The 19,104-nt window shown below is 36.6% G+C and carries 16 protein-coding genes; 12 read left to right on the forward strand and 4 right to left on the reverse strand.

What is annotated here, in order from left to right; all coding sequences use genetic code 11:
• Window positions 1-11: 11 nt before the first annotated feature.
• A complete protein-coding gene (gene aas / locus ACGH47_RS08080; RefSeq protein ID WP_411623166.1) occupies window positions 12-2,153 on the reverse strand; it encodes a bifunctional acyl-ACP--phospholipid O-acyltransferase/long-chain-fatty-acid--ACP ligase in 2,142 nt (713 codons plus the stop codon).
• Window positions 2,154-2,353: 200 nt separating this feature from the next.
• Here aas and ACGH47_RS08085 point away from each other — a divergent pair, with 200 nt between their 5' ends.
• Window positions 2,354-3,328, forward strand: a complete 975-nt coding sequence (locus ACGH47_RS08085) for an ornithine cyclodeaminase family protein (protein WP_411623167.1) — start codon at window positions 2,354-2,356, stop codon at window positions 3,326-3,328.
• 86 nt (window positions 3,329-3,414) lie between these two features.
• Here the strand turns inward: ACGH47_RS08085 and gpsA are convergent, their stop codons facing one another.
• Genes gpsA through ACGH47_RS08100 form a run of 3 tightly spaced genes read right to left on the reverse strand, consistent with a single transcriptional unit; the run spans window position 3,415 to window position 5,420 of the window.
• Window positions 3,415-4,431, reverse strand: coding sequence for an NAD(P)H-dependent glycerol-3-phosphate dehydrogenase (gpsA, locus tag ACGH47_RS08090; protein ID WP_370632180.1), 1,017 nt, complete (start codon window positions 4,429-4,431; stop codon window positions 3,415-3,417).
• A gap of 39 nt (window positions 4,432-4,470) precedes the next feature.
• Window positions 4,471-4,953: a protein-export chaperone SecB gene (gene secB, locus ACGH47_RS08095; protein WP_065559694.1), complete on the reverse strand. Its 483-nt coding sequence runs from the start codon at window positions 4,951-4,953 to the stop codon at window positions 4,471-4,473.
• Window positions 4,954-4,979: 26 nt separating this feature from the next.
• Window positions 4,980-5,420, reverse strand: coding sequence for a rhodanese-like domain-containing protein (locus ACGH47_RS08100; protein ID WP_411623190.1), 441 nt, complete (start codon window positions 5,418-5,420; stop codon window positions 4,980-4,982).
• A 392-nt stretch (window positions 5,421-5,812) separates the two neighbouring features.
• Here ACGH47_RS08100 and glnA point away from each other — a divergent pair, with 392 nt between their 5' ends.
• The 11 genes from glnA to fruA all read left to right on the forward strand — a co-directional run bounded on the left by glnA (window position 5,813) and on the right by fruA (window position 19,092).
• Window positions 5,813-7,222 (forward strand): glutamate--ammonia ligase, encoded by a 1,410-nt coding sequence (gene glnA / locus ACGH47_RS08105; protein WP_267360734.1) that lies wholly within the window; start codon window positions 5,813-5,815, stop codon window positions 7,220-7,222.
• A 71-nt stretch (window positions 7,223-7,293) separates the two neighbouring features.
• Window positions 7,294-8,343 carry a nitrogen regulation protein NR(II) gene (gene glnL, locus ACGH47_RS08110; protein WP_220215858.1) on the forward strand — a complete coding sequence of 350 codons (1,050 nt, stop codon included), beginning with the start codon at window positions 7,294-7,296 and terminating at the stop codon, window positions 8,341-8,343.
• Window positions 8,344-8,354: 11 nt separating this feature from the next.
• Window positions 8,355-9,821, forward strand: a complete 1,467-nt coding sequence (gene glnG / locus ACGH47_RS08115; protein WP_267360732.1) for a nitrogen regulation protein NR(I) — start codon at window positions 8,355-8,357, stop codon at window positions 9,819-9,821.
• Between the two features lie 179 nt (window positions 9,822-10,000).
• Window positions 10,001-10,975, forward strand: coding sequence for a siderophore ABC transporter substrate-binding protein (locus ACGH47_RS08120; protein ID WP_411623168.1), 975 nt, complete (start codon window positions 10,001-10,003; stop codon window positions 10,973-10,975).
• A 6-nt stretch (window positions 10,976-10,981) separates the two neighbouring features.
• Window positions 10,982-11,941, forward strand: coding sequence for an ABC transporter permease (locus ACGH47_RS08125; protein WP_220215855.1), 960 nt, complete (start codon window positions 10,982-10,984; stop codon window positions 11,939-11,941).
• A complete protein-coding gene (locus ACGH47_RS08130) occupies window positions 11,931-12,902 on the forward strand; it encodes an iron chelate uptake ABC transporter family permease subunit (RefSeq protein ID WP_411623169.1) in 972 nt (323 codons plus the stop codon). Before ACGH47_RS08125 ends, ACGH47_RS08130 begins: the two co-directional genes overlap by 11 nt.
• Window positions 12,899-13,654, forward strand: a complete 756-nt coding sequence (locus ACGH47_RS08135) for an ABC transporter ATP-binding protein (RefSeq protein WP_411599607.1) — start codon at window positions 12,899-12,901, stop codon at window positions 13,652-13,654. The genes ACGH47_RS08130 and ACGH47_RS08135 overlap by 4 nt, the downstream gene beginning before the upstream one ends.
• Window positions 13,655-13,782: 128 nt before the next feature.
• Entirely contained in the window at window positions 13,783-14,811 is a 1,029-nt protein-coding gene (cra, locus tag ACGH47_RS08140) for a catabolite repressor/activator (RefSeq protein ID WP_411623170.1), read from the forward strand.
• A gap of 389 nt (window positions 14,812-15,200) precedes the next feature.
• The gene (gene fruB, locus ACGH47_RS08145) at window positions 15,201-16,403 is read left to right on the forward strand and encodes a fused PTS fructose transporter subunit IIA/HPr protein (RefSeq protein WP_267380124.1); all 1,203 of its coding nucleotides are present in this window, start codon (window positions 15,201-15,203) and stop codon (window positions 16,401-16,403) included.
• Window positions 16,403-17,338: a 1-phosphofructokinase gene (fruK, locus tag ACGH47_RS08150; RefSeq protein ID WP_267351979.1), complete on the forward strand. Its 936-nt coding sequence runs from the start codon at window positions 16,403-16,405 to the stop codon at window positions 17,336-17,338. Before fruB ends, fruK begins: the two co-directional genes overlap by 1 nt.
• Before the next feature lie 8 nt (window positions 17,339-17,346).
• Entirely contained in the window at window positions 17,347-19,092 is a 1,746-nt protein-coding gene (fruA, locus tag ACGH47_RS08155) for a PTS fructose transporter subunit IIBC (RefSeq protein ID WP_411623171.1), read from the forward strand.
• The last annotated feature ends 12 nt before the right edge of the window (window positions 19,093-19,104 follow it).

A 19,104-nucleotide genomic window follows, 5' to 3' on the forward strand; every position in this document is an offset into this window, starting at 1 on the left:
ATATCCTTATGCTATTCGTCAGCCATTTTTCGAAGTGTGATAAAATCTATTTTTCCTGTTCCAAGAAGTGGAAGTTCTTTAACAACTCGAATATCACGAGGAACGGCTAAAGCAGGAATACCAAGTTCTTGTGCTGTTTGACTTAGTTGTTCACGATCTAACTTGGTTGAAGTTGTGAAAAGTACAATTGCTTCCCCTTTTGCTGCATCAGCTTTTACTGTTGCACCATGCATTGCATCGGGATCCACTTTTTTAGCGAGTGCCTCTACACTCTCTAAAGAGACCATTTCACCTGCTATTTTGGCAAATCGTTTTAGTCGTCCTTTAATGGTGATAAAACCTTCATCATCAATTGAAACGATATCACCAGTATCGTACCAACCCTGTTCAGCTTCACCGTTTTCATCTATGGCGACAGGTGGTTCAAGGGTGCCTGGATTTTCAACGCGCAAATAACCTTTCATCACGTTTGGCCCTTTAACTTGTAACTCTCCTCCCTCACTAATGCCAGGTATATGAATTAACCGTGAAGTCATCCCCGGCAATAAACGACCAACTGTGCCATTTTTAAATGCCATAGGTACATTGAGGGCAACGACCGGTGCACATTCGGTGACGCCATAACCTTCTAAAATACGAATGCCATATTTATCTTTCCATAGTTCTCGTACTGGTTCTGATAATTTTTCAGCGCCAGCTACCACATAGCGTAAACGCATAAAATCAAATGGGTGGGCATAGCGAGCATAGTTAGCTAAAAAAGTTGGTGTACCAAATAGAACGGTACAATTTTGGTCATAAATAATTTCTGGTACCATTCGATAGTGTAATGGGTTTGGATATAAAAATGTACGACTACCTGAAAAAAGCGGTAAAAATAAACCAGCTGTGATACCAAAAGCATGGAACAACGGTAACGCAGACATAAATCGATCGGCTGGAGTAGGATCAATGATCGATCGAATTTGTTCAACATTAGCAAGTAGACTACCATGCGTATGCACAACCCCTTTAGGGTTACCCTCAGAGCCTGATGTAAAAAGAACAAGTGCTTCATCATCACTCGTTTGATTACATTCAACAAAACGTGGAATATATTGATTCACTGCCACATAGAGCTTATCTTTTAAAGTCAAACTACTGCGTAAATCTTCCAGAAAATACCACTTAATGCCTTTGATCTCATCTAAGAGATAATCGAGTTTACCTTTTTGAATAAATTTACGCGACGTGACAATGGATTTAATTTCGGCGGCAGTAATTGCACAGGTTAATCCCTTTGTACCAGCAGTATGATTAAGCATGGCAGGTACTCGGTTTTTCACTAATAAACCGAAAATAGTCGCAACGGTGATTGTGGCATTGGGGAGTAAAACACCCACTCGTTCTTTTTTTTCGGTAATTTTTTCGATAATGCAACTTACACCAATAATTTGCTTAAGTAAATTACGATAAGATAATTCGGACGTTGTCGGGTCTTGTACTGTTCTTGATTTTGTCCCGTAGCGAACTTGTGCTTCAAGTAATGCTTCAAATAGTGTTAATTTAGGACGGCTTGCTAGACGAGCATTCATCATGATTTGATGCAATTTTTCACCCGCTATATAGCGTTTGTCTTTTGCTTTAGGCACATTTGGCATTGGAATTGTGGTCGGTTCAAGTACATGAATCGTTATTTTAGGAAATAAGCGACGTTTAAACAGTCCTTTTAGGCGGCTAGTTAATGTGAACTCTGCTCCTTCAATCCAGACTGGTACAATCGTTGCTTTCGATCGAGCCGCTACAAAAGCCGCTCCATCATAAATTTTCATTAATGACCCTGTTACGGTGATTCTTCCTTCAGGGAATATGACTATCGGACGTCCTTTTTCAATTTCGCGTACTAAGCGTTTAATCGCCATAGGATTAATAGGATCCATCGGCACAAAATCCACGTACCGTTTTGCTAAACGAACTAACCAGTGATCAATATAACCTGAATAAATGGCAAACACGGGTCTAACAGGTAAGAAAACACCGATTAGAAGACCATCAAGAAAGGAAACATGGTTAGGAGTGATAAGCAATCTTTCTTGCTTTAAGTTTTTTAGGTTACCATAAATTTTGACATGAAAAAGAAACTTTAAAATAACCCTTAATATATTGAATAACATCTTAATTCTCAATTTCCGTGCAAAATTGCACCTTGTCATAATAGTGAAAATAGAGGAAATACACAAGATATGTTGTTTATTTTGAATTTATTATGAATAATCTGAACATGATTAATGATTTTCTTTGGTTAGTTATCTAAAAGTTAGACAATGCCTATAAAAAACGTAAAATAAATCATAAAAAAAGGTCTGGAGTGAAAATGTTAATTTTATCCGCAAATGATATTCAACATGTTTATAGTATGAAAGATGCCATTGAGGCAGATAAACAAGCTTTAAAAATCTATACCCAAGGAGATAGTGAAGTGCCTTTACGTATCAATTTTGATATGCAGAAAGGGCAAAGTTTATTTATGCCCGCGCATATAAAAGGTAAGGATATTGTTGGCATTAAAATTGTGTCTGTATTTCCGGATAATCCTAAATTGGGTAAACCCTCCGTACCAGCGCAAGTGATGATGTTAGATCCTTTAACTGGGGAAGTTTGTGCCATTTTAGATGGTACTTTTGTAACTCAACTTCGTACAGGGGCGGTACAAGGTGCGGCAACCGATCTTTTAGCAAGAAAAAATGCTCGACGAGCAGTATTAATTGGAACAGGAGGTCAGGCAGTATCACAATTAGAAGCCATGTTAACCGTTCGGGATCTGACTGATGTAGCTATTTACGATATCGATGAACAAAAAGCGAAACAATTTACGGAAGCGATGAAAAAACACTTTTCACATTTTTCAGCCAATTTCTATTTTTCGCAAAATTTTGATGAAGACATTGGTCAAGCAGATATAATCACCTCAGTGACAACATCTAAAGTGGTCACATTTAATGGTGATATCGTTAAGCCTGGTACTCATATTAATGGTGTGGGTGCATATACCCCTGAAATGCATGAAATACCAGGTAATATTGTTGAAAAAGCGGACATTCGTGTACTTGATACTAAAGAGGGCGTTTTTGCCGAAGCAGGGGATATTATTGATCCAATTAACCAGAAACGTGTATCAAAAAATGATTTTTTTGAGTTGGGTGAATTAGTTACTGATTCGCAAAAATGTCGCCAAAACGATGAGCAAATCACATTATTTAAAACGGTGGGAACAGCCGTTCTCGATGTTTATGTTGGATATGATATTTATCTAAAAGCAAAAGAAAAGGGTATTGGAACAACTATATAACCTAAAGATTAGAAAGAATAGCTCATTTTAATTACAACGTTATTTAATAGCGTTAATACAAAGTGATGATATAACGGTATTAAAAATTAACTTTTTAGTTCTTCTTTCTGTGATCGTCCGAGTAAGGTCATTGCCGCTTGTTTAGGATCTTTATGCTCGTATAGTACTTTATAAATTTGTTCAGTGATTGGCATATCCACATGATATTGTTTTGCAAGTGTCCAAACTTCTTTAGTATTTTTAAATCCTTCGACAACTTGTGCGATAATATCTTGTGCTTCTTGAATAGATTTATTTTGTCCCAGCAAAATACCGAAACGTCGATTTCGTGATTGATTATCCGTACAGGTTAATACAAGATCACCAAGTCCAGCCATGCCCATAAACGTTGCAGGATCTGCACCAAGCGCTTCGCCCAATCGCATCATTTCAGCCAGTCCACGTGTGATTAACGCTGTTCTTGCATTCGCACCAAAACCCAGCCCATCAGACAATCCTGCTCCTATCGCAATCACATTTTTAATGGCGCCGCCAAGTTGCACCCCAATAAAATCTTTACTGCTATAGACCCGAAAACTTTTACTACAATGAAATAAATTTTGTAACTCAGTTAAAAAATCATCATCCGTTGAAGCAACTGTTACCGCCGTTGGCAAACCTGAGGCAACTTCTTTAGCAAAAGTAGGGCCTGAAATGACAGCTAGGGGGATTTGATTGCCTAAAATTTCTCTGGCGACATCTTGCAATAAACGTCCGGTATTGACCTCAAGTCCTTTGGTTGCCCAAACAATTTTACTATCTTTGCGTAAATAGGGTTTTATTTGCTTTAAAATAGTACCAAAAGCATGGCTAGGTACCACTATGAGTAAGATTGGTGACGCTGAAACAGCTGTTTGCAGATCACTTTCAATGTGCAGTAATTCAGGAAAAGGAATATCAGGCAAAAATTGTTTATTTTGCCTGTCATGCTGTAAAGCCATCATTTTGTGTGAATTATGTCCCCACAATAATGTTTGATGACCATTACGTGCAAGTAAAATAGCTAAAGAGGTTCCGTAAGAACCTGCACCGATTACTGTGACAACAGCATGTTTTTCCATAATTAACCGTTAGATTTATCGTTCTAGATTAAATCACAATGATTATTGTAATGTTTCTGTTGATTCTTCTTCAACTGATTGTTGTTGCTGTTGAAGATAGTTCATAAATAACACGTCAAAGTTAACCGGTTCTAAATTAACTGGTGGGAAAGAACCTTTAATGACTAAGTTAGAAATTGTTTCTCGTGCATACGGGAATAAAATATTCGGACAGTAAGCACCTAAACAGTGTTGTAACTGTGCGTCATTGAATCCAACAAGTGAAAAAATACCTGCTTGCGTAACTTCACAAATATAGGCAACTTCGTCTTGTGATTTCATTGTTACTGTAATGCGTAATGCGACTTCATAAACATCATCATTTAAGGATTGAGATGATGAATTCAATTCAACATTCATGGCAGGTTGAAATTGTTTGGTAAAAACTTCGGGTACATTATTGGTTTCAAATGAAACATCTTTTGTATAAATACGTTGAATTGCAAATTGTGTTTCTGGTTGTTGTGTATTGTTTTGTTCTGTCATGATCTAACCTTATTTTAAATATAGTTTTATTTTCTAACTAATGGTAAATTTTCGCCATTCCATCCTGCAATGCCATCTTTTAATGCAAAAACATTCAAGAAACCTTGTTTAACAAGTATTTCACCGATGCCGACTGATGACAGACCATTATCATCAATCAAGATAACAAAATTTTCTTTATGTTTTTCGATAGAATTTGCACTCGTATTTTTGATATCAATGGGGAGTATATTCAGGGAATCGGTAATATGCCCCTTTTTGAAACTATCAGCTGATCGCAAATCAATGATTTTAGCATTTTGTTTATTAATCAGATTGATTGCTTGAGCATTATTAATGATTTTAACTTTTGATAACTTACTTTTGATGGTTAATACAATTATTGCAATAAAAAGTACAATCCAACCTAAAGAAAGTAAAATATGATTTTTAACAAAAGGTATAATTTCGAGTGTAATAAAGTCCATACTTTTATAATTACCTAGTTTTTCAATATAAGAAGAGATTATAGCGATATTATGCACTGAAATACAGTACCTATAAGAAAATCTTGTGTTCCCCTAATTATCGAGCGTTAAATTGAGAAGATTCTTATTGAGATTTTAATTATTACAAGGATGATTGAATGCGTGAACGACTTCTTTTTAGCAAAATAAATATGCAACGCCTTTTATTGGTGCATTTTAAGTGTTTTTATGCATTATTTTGGTGCATCAATGCTATTTGTGTTACTATTTAACCCGTAAATTCACTAGAATAACGTGACTTAAAACTTGGCATCATATTTGCATTAAAGAAAATAACTTGGCAAGAATGCCTTACGAACTGAACAATTATTTGTCCTCAACGGAGAAGATACATGTCTATACAAAAAGTATTAACACTAATTAAAGAAAATGATGTTAAATTTGTCGATTTGCGTTTTACTGATACCAAAGGTAAAGAGCAACACGTTACGATACCCGTTAGTCAAATTGATGCTGACTTTTTTGAAGACGGTAAAATGTTTGACGGTTCATCAATTGCTGGTTGGAAAGGGATTAATGAATCGGATATGGTATTAATGCCTGATGCTTCAAGTGCCGTTATTGATCCATTTTTTGAAGATGTAACATTAAATCTCCGTTGTGATGTACTCGAACCTGCAACATTACAAGGTTATGATCGTGATCCTCGTTCAATCGCAAAACGTGCTGAAGAGTTTTTAAAATCTTCAGGCATTGCTGATACCGTTATTTTTGGACCTGAACCCGAATTCTTTTTATTTGATGATGTTCGTTTTGGTTCACCGATGTCAGGTAGTTTTGTTCATATTGATGATATTGAAGCCGCTTGGAATTCAGGCACAAAATATGAAGAAGGTAACAAAGGTCATCGCCCAGGCGTAAAAGGCGGTTACTTCCCACTTCCTCCGGTTGATTCATCGCAAGATATCCGCTCAGAGATGTGTTTAATTATGGAACAACTTGGTTTAGTGGTTGAAGCTCATCACCATGAAGTGGCAACTGCAGGACAAAATGAAATAGCTTGTCGTTTCAATACATTAACTAAAAAAGCGGATGAAGTTCAAATTTATAAATATGTTGTGCAAAATGTAGCGCATATTTATGGTAAAACAGCGACATTTATGCCGAAACCGATGTTTGGCGATAATGGTTCAGGCATGCACTGCCATCAATCTTTAGCTAAAGATGGAGTTAACTTATTTGCCGGTGATAAATATGCTGGGCTTTCTGAAATGGCATTATTCTATATTGGCGGTATTATTAAACATGCTAAAGCTATCAATGCATTTACTAACCCTGCAACAAACTCATATAAACGTTTAGTACCGGGTTATGAAGCGCCTGTTATGCTTGCGTATTCTGCTCGTAACCGTTCTGCTTCAATTCGTATTCCGGTTGTAACTAGCCCGAAAGCACGCCGTATTGAAGTTCGTTTCCCTGATCCAGCAGGTAATCCATATTTATCATTTGCCGCGCAGTTAATGGCTGGTTTAGATGGTATTATTAACAAAATTCATCCTGGCGATGCAATGGATAAAAACTTATATGATTTACCACCGGAAGAATCTAAATTAATTCCACAAGTGGCGGGTTCACTTGAAGAAGCGCTTAATGCATTAGATGCTGATCGTGACTTCTTAACGCGTGGTAATGTCTTCACTAATGATACGATTGATGCGTATATTGATTTAAAACGTCAAGATGTTGATCGTGTACGTATGACACCACATCCAGTTGAATTTGAACTTTACTATAGTTTATAAATTTATCTAAAATTTAAACAGTTAATCCACCGTCTAAAGCGGTGGATTTTAATGAGGACGGAATACCGACGATGACATTTGATAGTGAATCTGATGCTGATCTTGTTCTCAACTCGATGATTACAAGTATTTTATTACTTGATAAAAATCTCAATATTGTTTACGCCAATACCGCTGCCCAACAGCTATTAGCACAAAGTCCCAAAAAGTTATTAGATAGTTATCTTCCTGATTTATTGAGTTACCATTCTTTAGATTTCGAGTTAATGCAAAGTTCATTATCCAAAAATCAAGGTTTTACGGATACTGAAGTGAATTTGGTGGTGAATAATGAATTGCATATCTTATCGTTAACGGCACAACCCTTAAGTAATGAACAGATCTTAATTGAAATGGCGCCTTTAAATAATCATAAACGGTTAAGCCAAGAACAGTTACAACAAGCTCAACAAAGTGCTGCTCGTGAACTTGTGCGAGGGCTAGCACATGAAATTAAAAACCCATTAGGTGGGCTTCGAGGTGCTGCACAATTATTATCACGAGAATTACCAAAAAATGAGTTGCAAGATTATACGCAGATTATTATTGAACAAGCAGATAGATTAAGAAATCTAGTAGATAGGTTATTGGGACCACAGCAACGCTTGCACCAAAAAGTACAAAATATTCATCAAGCGATTGAGCGAACCTATGCGTTATTATGCATCGAAAAACCATTAAATGTGACTATTTTACGGGATTATGATCCAAGTTTGCCAGAATTTATCCATGATTCAGAGCAGATCGAACAAGTTATTTTAAATATTGTGCGAAATGCTTTACAGGCTATTGGTACGAAAACAGGTACGATAACAATCAGAACGAGAACTGCCTTTCAAATTACATTGCATGGACAACGTTATCGACTATGTGCACGTATTGATATTGAAGATAATGGACCGGGGGTACCTGTTCATATTCAAGATACACTTTTTTATCCTATGGTAAGCGGTTATGAAGGTGGGACAGGAATCGGTCTTTCTATTGCACATAATATTGTTGATCAACATCATGGTAAAATTGAATTTAATAGTTGGCCTGGACACACTGAATTTTCTGTCTATTTGCCAATCAAACAATGAGGTAATTTAAAATGAATGTTTGGGTTGTTGATGATGATAGTTCAATTCGTTGGGTATTAGAAAAAGCACTTACCAATGCGCATTTTAATTGTATTAGTTTTGCAAACGGTCAAGATGTGATCGAAGCTTTGACTAATCAACTACCCAAACCAGCTGTACTAATTTCTGATATTAAAATGCCTGGCATCGATGGTCTATCATTACTTAATTATATCAAAGCACAATTCCCCCATTTGCCTGTCATTATCATGACAGCGCATTCTGATCTTGATGCTGCTGTCAATGCTTACCAAAAAGGCGCTTTTGATTATATTCCCAAACCCTTTGATGTGGATGAAATGATCCAACTTGTTGAACGTGCTATTGCACAGTCTCAACATTTACAAGTACCAAATTATCAACGTACTCATGTTACGGCAAAAGCATCAACAGGCATAATAGGTGAAGCACCTTCAATGCAAGAGGTATTTCGGATTATTGGACGCTTATCAAAATCTTCTATTAGTGTGCTGATTAATGGTGAATCAGGTACAGGTAAAGAGTTAGTCGCAAAAGCGTTGCATACTCATAGCCCTCGATCACATTCACCTTTTATCGCACTTAATATGGCAGCGATTCCCAAAGATCTGATTGAATCTGAACTTTTTGGACACGAAAAAGGAGCGTTTACTGGGGCTGCACAAATCAGGCACGGACGATTTGAACAGGCTAATGGTGGAACCTTATTTTTAGATGAAATTGGTGATATGCCTCTTGATGTTCAAACACGGTTACTTCGAGTCCTTGCCGATGGACAATTTTATCGTATTGGTGGTTATTCCCCCGTAAAAGTTGATGTCAGAATTATTGCCGCAACGCATCAAGATTTAGAAGCAAGAGTGCGTGAAGGCAAATTTCGGGATGATTTGTTTCATCGCTTAAATGTAATCCGTATTTTATTGCCTCCTTTACGTGATCGTGCTCAAGATATTCCGAAACTTGCAGAGCATTTTTTATATACCACGGCTAAAGAGTTAGGCGTTGAAAGTAAAGTTTTTAGTCCCGAAGCGATGAGTGTTCTATGTAAATTTAATTGGCCGGGCAATGTAAGACAGCTTGAAAATACCTGTCGTTGGGTGACAGTCATGTCTTCTAGTAAAGAAATTTTAGTGCAAGATCTACCACCAGAGCTATTACAATTTCCGATGCCTAAAATTTCGGTTGGTCGTAATGATATAAGTTTGACATTAAACGACTCTCAAGTTGCAATGGATTGGCAATTTTTACTGGAACAATGGGCTAAACAATCGCTTGTCGCAGGAAAATCGGGCATTTTAACTGAGGCAGTGACAGAAGTAGAGCGTATTTTATTAAATTGCGCACTTAATTTTACCCGAGGACATAAACAAGAAGCAGCAAATTTATTAGGGTGGGGGCGTAATACTTTAACCAGAAAGTTAAAAGAGTTTTCAAATAAAAATGACAGTGATATTGGCTAATTAATCTATAAAATTTTGACATAACGCTATGTAAAGAAACGTTTTCTAATCATTTAACACTGACTTTAGATATTCTTTAAAGTTTATTGAACACTGAGTTGTTTTTAGATACAATTTAATGCAAATGAGAATTATTTATATTTGTGTTGTTTTTATCTGAACAATAATTAGGAGTTCATATGTATTCATTTATCAAAGTTAAAATTACAGTGCTGTTTGCTGTATTGCTGTTAGTTGTTGGGTGTGATAATAATAAGAATAACCAAAAACCAGATTATTCCGATACTAAGAAAATTGTTCTGGTAATTAAACACGCTCAAGGCGAAGCATTTTTTGGGTCGGTTCCCAAAAAAGTAGCTGTTTTTAACATTGCAACTCTTGATATTATTGATGCATTGAATATTCCAGTCTCAGCTGTACCACAATCAAATGTCCATTTACCTGATTTCTTATCTAAATATAGTGATAAGTCCTATACTAACATTGGGACTTTGTTTGAGCCAAATTACGAAGTACTTAGCTCTATCAATCCTGACTTAATTATAGCAGGTGGACGAGCAACAGATGCCTATCCAAAATTGGAAAAATTAGCAAAAACAATCTCCTTAGATATTGATTCCAATAACTTCTTAGCAAGTTTAACGGAGCGAACTCGTCAATTAGGTGGGATTTTTGAAAAAGAGAAAGAAGCATCTAAATTGATTGAAGACTTTAATCAAAAAATTGACCAACTAAAATCGAAAACCAGTACAGCCGGTTCGGCATTAGTGATTATGATTAATGGTGGAAAAATGTCTGCATATGGCCCTAAATCACGTTTTGGATTTGTTTTTGATGTGTTAGGTTTCCAACCAGCAACCACTTTTCAAGAAGCCGGTCGTCATGGGAATAGTGTTACTTCTGAATTCATTTTAAGTACTAATCCCGAATGGATATTTGTGTTAGATAGAGATAATGCCATTGGTAATAAAGAAGCTCAATCAGCACAACAAGTATTAAATAATGAATTAATTCAAAAAACGGCAGCATGGCAGCACAATCATATTGTTTATCTTGATTCAACATCGATGTATATCGCAGGCGGGATTCAAACGTATAGTCGTTTAATGGATCAAATAGCAGAAGCACTACAAGAATCATCGACTAATCAATAAAAAAACATGAAGTTGTCGTTATATTTTATTGCAGGCATCATTATTTTATTAATTTTGACTGCAATAAGTTTGTTTATTGGTGCAGGGCATGTCAATTTACATGAACTTTTCACCAATACAAATATGCAGCAGATCTTTTTTGTCAGTCGTTTGCCAAGAACGTTAGCGTTATTGTTAGCCGGTAGTGCAATGAGTGTCGCTGGCTTAGTGATGCAGTTATTAACACAAAACCGCTTTGTGGAGCCTACCCTTGTTGGCACCACCCAATCAGCCAGTCTTGGTTTACTCATCATGATGGTATTCGCGCCCGAACAAAGTGTCATGATCAAAATGGTGGTTGCAAGTTTATTTGCGATGATGGGTACGATTCTTTTTATGATAATATCCCATAAAATTGTTCTCAAATCAGCACTAATGGTTCCACTTATTGGGATTATGCTAGGCGCGATAATCAGTGCTGTAACCACATTTTTTGCCATGTATTATGATCTATTGCAATCGCTTTATGGATGGCAATCAGGTGATTTTTCTGGGATTTTACAAGGTCGTTATGAACTATTGTGGCTAGTTTGTGGTTTGACATTGGTAGCATGCTGGAGTGCAGATCAGTTTACAGTCGTGGGGTTAGGTCGAGATTTTTCGGTTAATGTGGGACTTAATTATCGTCGAGTCATGATAATTGGACTAATTGTCATAGCATTGATTGGCGGTATTGTTGTTGTGGTGGTTGGTGTATTACCGTTTTTAGGATTAATCGTCCCCAACATTGTCAGCTTGTTATTCGGTGATAATGTGCGTAAAACCATTCCTTGGGTCTGTTTATTTGGTGGGGGATTGGTATTAATTTGCGATATTATTGGACGTTTAATTCGCTATCCATTTGAAATCCCTGTCAGTGTAATTCTTGGTATTGTCGGTGCCGTAATCTTTTTAATATTATTAAGTCGAAAAAAACATGCTAGTTAGTTCAAAACACTATCTTTCCAGTCAAAAAAGAGTTTGGCTATTATTGAGTATAGCGCTTATTTGTATCATCTTTTTTATGACCTTTAATCTAAAAGGGAATATTAGGTATATTTTGACTCATCGTATGTGGATAGTGTTGACGATGATATTAGTTGCTTTTTCGGCTGCAACATCCACACTCCTTTTTCAAACGGTGACCCATAATCGCATATTAACGCCGTCGATAATGGGGTTTGAATCTTTATTTGTCTTAATTCAAACAATTGTCATTTTCTTTATCGATGTGCAAGGTATTCCTTACATCGGTATTATGGGCAAATTTATCGTTGAATCGCTTTTACTGATCTTATTTTCTCTATTGTTATATAAAGGTTTATTCACAAAATTTAAGCAAAATCTTCATTTAGTATTATTAATTGGGATTATTCTGGGCACACTTTTCCGCAGTTTTGCAAACTTATTACAACGGTTAATGACACCAACTGAATTTGCTGTTCTGCAAAGTCGAATTTTTGCTACGTTCACTCGGGCTGATCCCATCTTAATTATTTTTTCATTCATTATTGCAATATGTATCGGACTATTTTTATGGAGAATGCGTTTTCAATTTGATGTTTTGGCTTTAGGACGTGATAACGCTATTAATCTGGGCGTTAATTATCATCAAAGCGTGACAATTATTTTACTTTTAGTCTCGATATTAGTTGCAATTTCAACCGCATTGGTGGGGCCGTTTACCTTCTTTGGTCTACTGATAGCAAATTTAGCTTATAGCATAAGTCGCTCAAGCCAACATCGATTTTTACTTCCCACGGCCTTTTTACTTGGCGTGATTTTTCTGGTGGGTGGTCAAATGTTTTTAGAGCATGTTTTGAATATGGTTGGCGCCATTACGGTCGTCATAGAGTTTATTGGTGGTTGTTTGTTTATCTTCTTATTATTGAAAAAGGTACCGATGTGATACAAATTGATAATATTAATAAAAAATATCAAACCCTTTCGGTTTTAAAAAATGTTACCGCCACTATTCCACAAGGAGGAGTAACGGCAATCATTGGACCTAATGGCGCTGGAAAATCAACTTTACTTTCGATTATAAGTCGACTTTTGAACGCTGATGAAGGAAACGTTAAAATTCAAGACATGGATGTGTTTGAAACGCCGAGTGATAAATTAGCTACTCATCTTTCCGTATTAAGACAAGAAAATCGCTTTACCAGTAGGCTTACCGTATTTGAACTGGTCGGATTCGGGCGTTATCCTCATACAAAAGGGCGTTTAAATCCTGATGATTATCAGCATATTCATCGAGCATTGGATTTTTTAAATTTAACTGAGTTTAAAGATCGTTTTTTAGATGAGTTATCTGGCGGACAGCGACAACGAGCATATGTCGCGATGGTGCTTTGTCAAAATACTGAATATGTGTTACTTGATGAACCGTTAAATAATTTGGATATGAAGCATGCTGTGACCATGATGAAACAGTTACGACGTGCAGCGAATGAACTTGGTAAAACCATTGTTATTGTTATTCACGATATCAATTTTGCATCAGTCTATTCAGACTATATTTTAGCGATGAAAAATGGGGAACTGGTCTATCAAGGAACTCCAACACAGATTATGAATTCAGCTATTTTAGAAGATATTTTTGATACGCCGGTTAGCATTGAAACCATCCAAGGACAACATATCGCTGTATATTATTAATGTAGATTGTCGTATGTTATTTAAGCGTAAAATATTGCAAATAATAAACAAGTTAAAGCAAATTTATATTTGCTAATTCCTTCTTTCCATGCTAAAAAAAAGACACGCCATTTGCCGAGATAACAGTGATGAAGTTAGAGGAAATTGCACTTTTAGCTGGTGTGTCAAGAACGACTGCAAGCTACGTAATAAACGGAAAAGCGAAAAAATATCGAATAAGTGATCAAACTATTGCTAAAGTGATGGCAATTGTTATAAAGCACAAATATCAGCCTAATGCTGTTGCTGCAGGACTTCGAGCAGGTAAAACAAGAACTATTGGTATTATTATCCCTGATTTAGAAAACAGTAGTTATACCCGCATTGCCAGTTATTTAGAGCAACTCGTCAGAAAAGAAGGATACCAACTACTTTTATCCTGTTCTGACGATAATCCAGAAATTGAAAAAGAATGCATTGCACATTTAAAACAAAGAAGGGTGGACGCTTTAATTCTGTCATCGTCTTTTGTTACGGATTCAGACTATGCGTTTTATGATGATTGGGAAAATTTTAAGATTCCTCTATTTGCATTAGACAGAACATTATCGAGTAAAAAATTTAGAAATATTGTTGGTGCAGATAAACAAGATGCGAAAGCACTTGCCCAAACATTTAATCATTTTGTTCAAGGCAAAGTCATTTATATTGGTGCTCTACCTAATTTATCGGTAAGTCAGCATCGTCTTGAAGGGTTCAACGCAGTAACATTAAAAAATTGTAACGGTGTTGATTTTTTATATGCTAATAATTATAGCCGACAAGATGCTGATACGGCTTTTAGTCATTGGTTAAGCAATCATGAATTACCAAATGGTATTTTTGCAACTTCATTTTCACTTCTTCAAGGTACAATTGATGCCATATTAAGAAAATTTGGTCATTTACCTGAATCATTAACTATTGCAACGTTTGGCGATAATGAATTACTCGATTTTTTGCCCTGTAAAGTGATTTCACTTTCTCAGGATCATAAAGAAATAGTGGAGTTGACTATCACATTACTCCAAAATTGTTTGAATCAGCAAAGTTATCAATCAGGTACTACTATGATCCCAAGACAATTAATTTACCGTGGCAGTTTGAGCCGTCAACGTATGAGTAAATACGAAAAATAAAAAAACTTGGAAGCTTGTCACTGGCTAGGTTGTTGCATGATGTATTATTAAAAACGCTATAATATTATTGCTTGGACATGTTTAACGTTTTATGAAGGCTGAAATACTTGACTTAGAAATTAATGAAAAATACCTTACACTAAAGGTAGCAAAATGATGTAACTAAATAACAAAAAATGTCTAAAATCTATTTTGCATTTATAATAAATAAATTAAGATCAAAAAATTAGATCTCGATCACATATTTGTTATTGATAGTTATAATTTATTGGATAAATAATTTTAATTTATTCATTATTGCTGAAACGATTCAATAAAAATCATTAAATGGATTTATAGATGAGTCATTTTAGTCGACCCAATATTTTTAACCCAGAGGTATTTATTCTATGTTTCATTTAGTTAAAGAAGATATACATTTAAATGAACACGCTACTAATAAAACAGAAGCGATAAAAAAAGTAGCGGCAGCATTAACTAGTGCCGGTTTTGTCGAAGAAGGATATGTAAATGGAATGCTTGAACGTGAAGCGCAAGCTGCCACTTATCTGGGTATTGGCCTTGCTATTCCACATGGCACTACCACCACTCGTCATTTAGTTAAAAAGACGGGTGTTCAAGTTTTTTGTTTTCCTGAAGGTGTTGAATGGGGTGATGATGGTGAAAAAGCTTATGTCGCTATTGGTATCGCCGCTAGTTCTGACGAGCATTTAGAGTTACTTCGTCAATTGACGCATGTTTTAGGTGCTGACGGTGTTGAGGAACGAATCAAAAATATTAAAACAGCAGATGAAGCACTTGCTATTTTAACCGGAAAAACAGAACAAGAAGACAGCCAATTTTCAATGAATGAATCATCACTTTTATTGGATATCAATGCTGATAGTTTAGCCACTTTACAAGCGTTAAATGCATCACGCTTAAAACAACAAAATGCTGTAAATACGGCTTTTATCACTCATGTGCTGGATAATAAACCAACTTATCTAGGTAGTGGGGTTTGGTTGAACGATAGCAAAGAAGGCAATCTAAAAAATGCGATTGTGATTAGTCGTACAATAAGCAACGTAAATGAAGATAATAAACCGGTAAAATTACTTATCACGATGTCGGTTGTTGATAATTCAATGTCTGAGGTTATTGATCGTATTGCACGTTTAGCATTTTATGAAAAGTTAGATTTAATGTTATCGGCAAGCGCGGATAAATTAATCAATTTACTGATGACAGATGACTTGCCTTCAACTATCGATAATTCTCAAACTGAACAAGCTAACTCAGCAGCGCTATTAGCATCGGATTCAAGCCAAGCTTTAACTCGTGAATTTATCGTGCCTAACGAAAATGGTTTACATACTCGTCCATCTTCAGTATTAGTTAAATTGGTTAAAGAGTTTAATAGCAAAGTAACTGTTGCGAATCTTGATGGAAAAGGGGAGCCAGTAAGTGCTACCAGCTTAATGAAAATCGTTGCACTTGGAGCCAAAAAAGGCAGCCGTTTGCAATTTACTGCGGTCGGTGATGATGCTGAGCAAGCACTTGATGCTATCGGTAAAGCAATTGAAAGCGGACTTGGTGAGGGAACAGAATAATGAATTATCGTGTTGCAACAATCACCTTAAATCCTGCTTATGATTTATTAGGATTTTGTCCAAAAGTCGAGTTGGGTGATGTAAATTTAGTTCAAACGAATGCTTTACTTGCCGCAGGCAAAGGGATTAATGTTGCTAAAGTATTGTCTGATCTAGATATAAAATTAACTGTTGGTGGTTTTTTAGGTCAAGAAAACCGAGATGGTTTTAATCTATTATTTAATTCATTAAATGTAGTCGACAAATTCCAAACTGTAGAAGGTCGTACACGTATTAATGTCAAATTGACTGAAGAAAATAGCGAAGTGACGGATCTAAACTTTTCAGGTTTTACAATTACTGAGCATGATTGGCAACGTTTTGTGACAAGTTCTCTTGAATGGTTAAAAGATATCGATATGGTCGCGATAAGTGGCAGTTTACCTGCCGGCGTATCACTTGATAAATTTACACAATGGATGGAGCGAGTTAAACAGATCTGCCCAAAAGTGGTGTTTGACAGTAGCCGAGATGCGTTAGTCGCTGGATTGAAAGCTAAGCCATGGTTAATCAAACCAAATGATAAAGAGCTTGAAATGTGGGTCGGACGTAAATTAACGACATTAGATGAAATTAAAACAGCGGCGATGGAATTAGTAAAAGGTGGCGTTGAAAATGTTGTGATTTCACTAGGAAGTAAAGGCGCTTTGTGGGTGACTCAACATGAAGCATGGTTGGCTAAACCACCAAAATGTCAAGTAGTGAGTACGGTCGGTGCTGGTGACTCAATGGTTGCTGGAATCATGTATGGATTAATAACAAATCAATCGATTAAAGATACCCTGGTATTTGCATCAAGTGTTGCTGCTTTGTCTGTTGGACAAGCGGGTGTGGGGATTTCGGATCGCCAAGCTGTAACTGATATGCTAGGCAAAATTGAAATAAATGCTGGTTAGGAGTTAGCATGAATATTTATATTGTTGAAGGTAATAATACAGGTCCTGTAAATGGACGTTTAGCCAGAGCGGAACTCGCATTGGCTGCCAATTCGTTGAATTTTAACGTAACCGATAATTCAGATTCTGCTGATGCGATTATTGCTATCGGGACTGGTGAAATTAGTGATAAATCCGTTATCGGTAAAAAAGTTTATGTGGTAGAAGATATTAATGCGTTATTCGCCAACCCAAAACAAATTCTAACAGAAGCACAAAGTAAAGCGGTTGTTTTTGAACAATCAGCTCAACGTGTTTCAGCTCCTACCACTAATACGGCTGTAAAACGTATTGTTGCAGTAACAGCGTGTCCAACTGGAGTGGCACATACTTTTATGGCTGCCGAAGCGATTGAAGAAGAAGCCAAAAAACGTGGTTGGTGGTGTAAAGTTGAAACGCGTGGATCAGTCGGAGTTGGTAACGAACTCACGCCAGAAGAAGTCGCCTCAGCAGATATTGTGATTGCTGCTTGCGATATCGATGTAGATTTAAGTAAATTTGCGGGTAAAAAATTGTATCGAACAAAAACTGGCCCAGCGCTCAAAAAGACTGCGCAAGAGTTTGATAAAGCATTCGAAGAGGCAACGGTTTATCAACCTTCATCAACTTCAGCATCGGCTAAATCAAGCAATGAGAAGAAAAGTTTTTATAAACATCTTCTAACTGGTGTTTCTTATATGTTACCAATGGTGGTTGCCGGTGGATTGATCATCGCACTTTCCTTTGCTTTTGGTCAATTCCAAGAAGTATTAAAAACAGTAACTGTTATGGAAAATGGTGTAGAAGTTGTTAAACAAACTCTTGTAAAAGAGCTAGTTGGTGAACCTCATTTAAAACAAATTGGTGATTTAGCATTCTCATTAATGGTTCCATTACTGGCTGGTTATATTGCTTATTCAATTGCGGATAGACCAGGGCTTACGCCTGGTCTTGTTGGTGGTTTACTTGCTGTTTCAACTGGAGCTGGATTTTTAGGTGGTATTATTATTGGCTATTTTGCGGGTTATGTCGCATTAGCGGTCACTAGATATTTACCATTACCAAAAAGTGTGGAAGCCTTAAAACCGATTCTAATTGTGCCACTATTGGCAACATTAGCGACAGGGATTGTCATGCAATTTGTCGTTGGTACACCAATCGCATGGTTAATGAAAGTTATTACTGTATGGTTAAGCACAATGAATGGTGCTAATGCAGTTATTTTAGGTGCATTACTAGGTGGTATGATGTGTACTGATATGGGGGGACCAATTAATAAAGTTGCTTATGCATTTGGTATGGGTATGATTTCCTCCCAAGTTTATGCACCTATGGCTGCAGTTATGGCGGGTGGAATGGTACCTCCATTAGCGATGGGATTAGCTACGCTAATCGCCCGTAAAAAATTTGCTAAAGCAGAGCAAGAAAGCGGTAAGGTTTCGTTAGTTTTGGGCTTTTGCTTTATCTCTGAAGGGGCAATTCCTTTCGCTGCGCGTGATCCGTTACGTGTTATTCCATGTTGTATTCTAGGTGGCGCAATCACTGGTGGTATGGCATTAGCATTTGGTTCAACATTAATGACGCCACACGGTGGATTATTTGTTCTAGCAATTCCAGGTGTCGTTAAACCTGTGGGTGGTTATCTGTTATCCATTGTTGTTGGATCGGTTATTGCAGGGCTTGCTTATGCAGCTATTAAAGCGCCAGAAAAAGAAGCTGTAGCGACGACAGCTTAATAAGCATAGATT

Source organism: Gilliamella sp. CG16, assembly GCF_046635785.1.
GTDB classification, from domain to species: domain Bacteria; phylum Pseudomonadota; class Gammaproteobacteria; order Enterobacterales; family Orbaceae; genus Gilliamella; species Gilliamella apicola_I.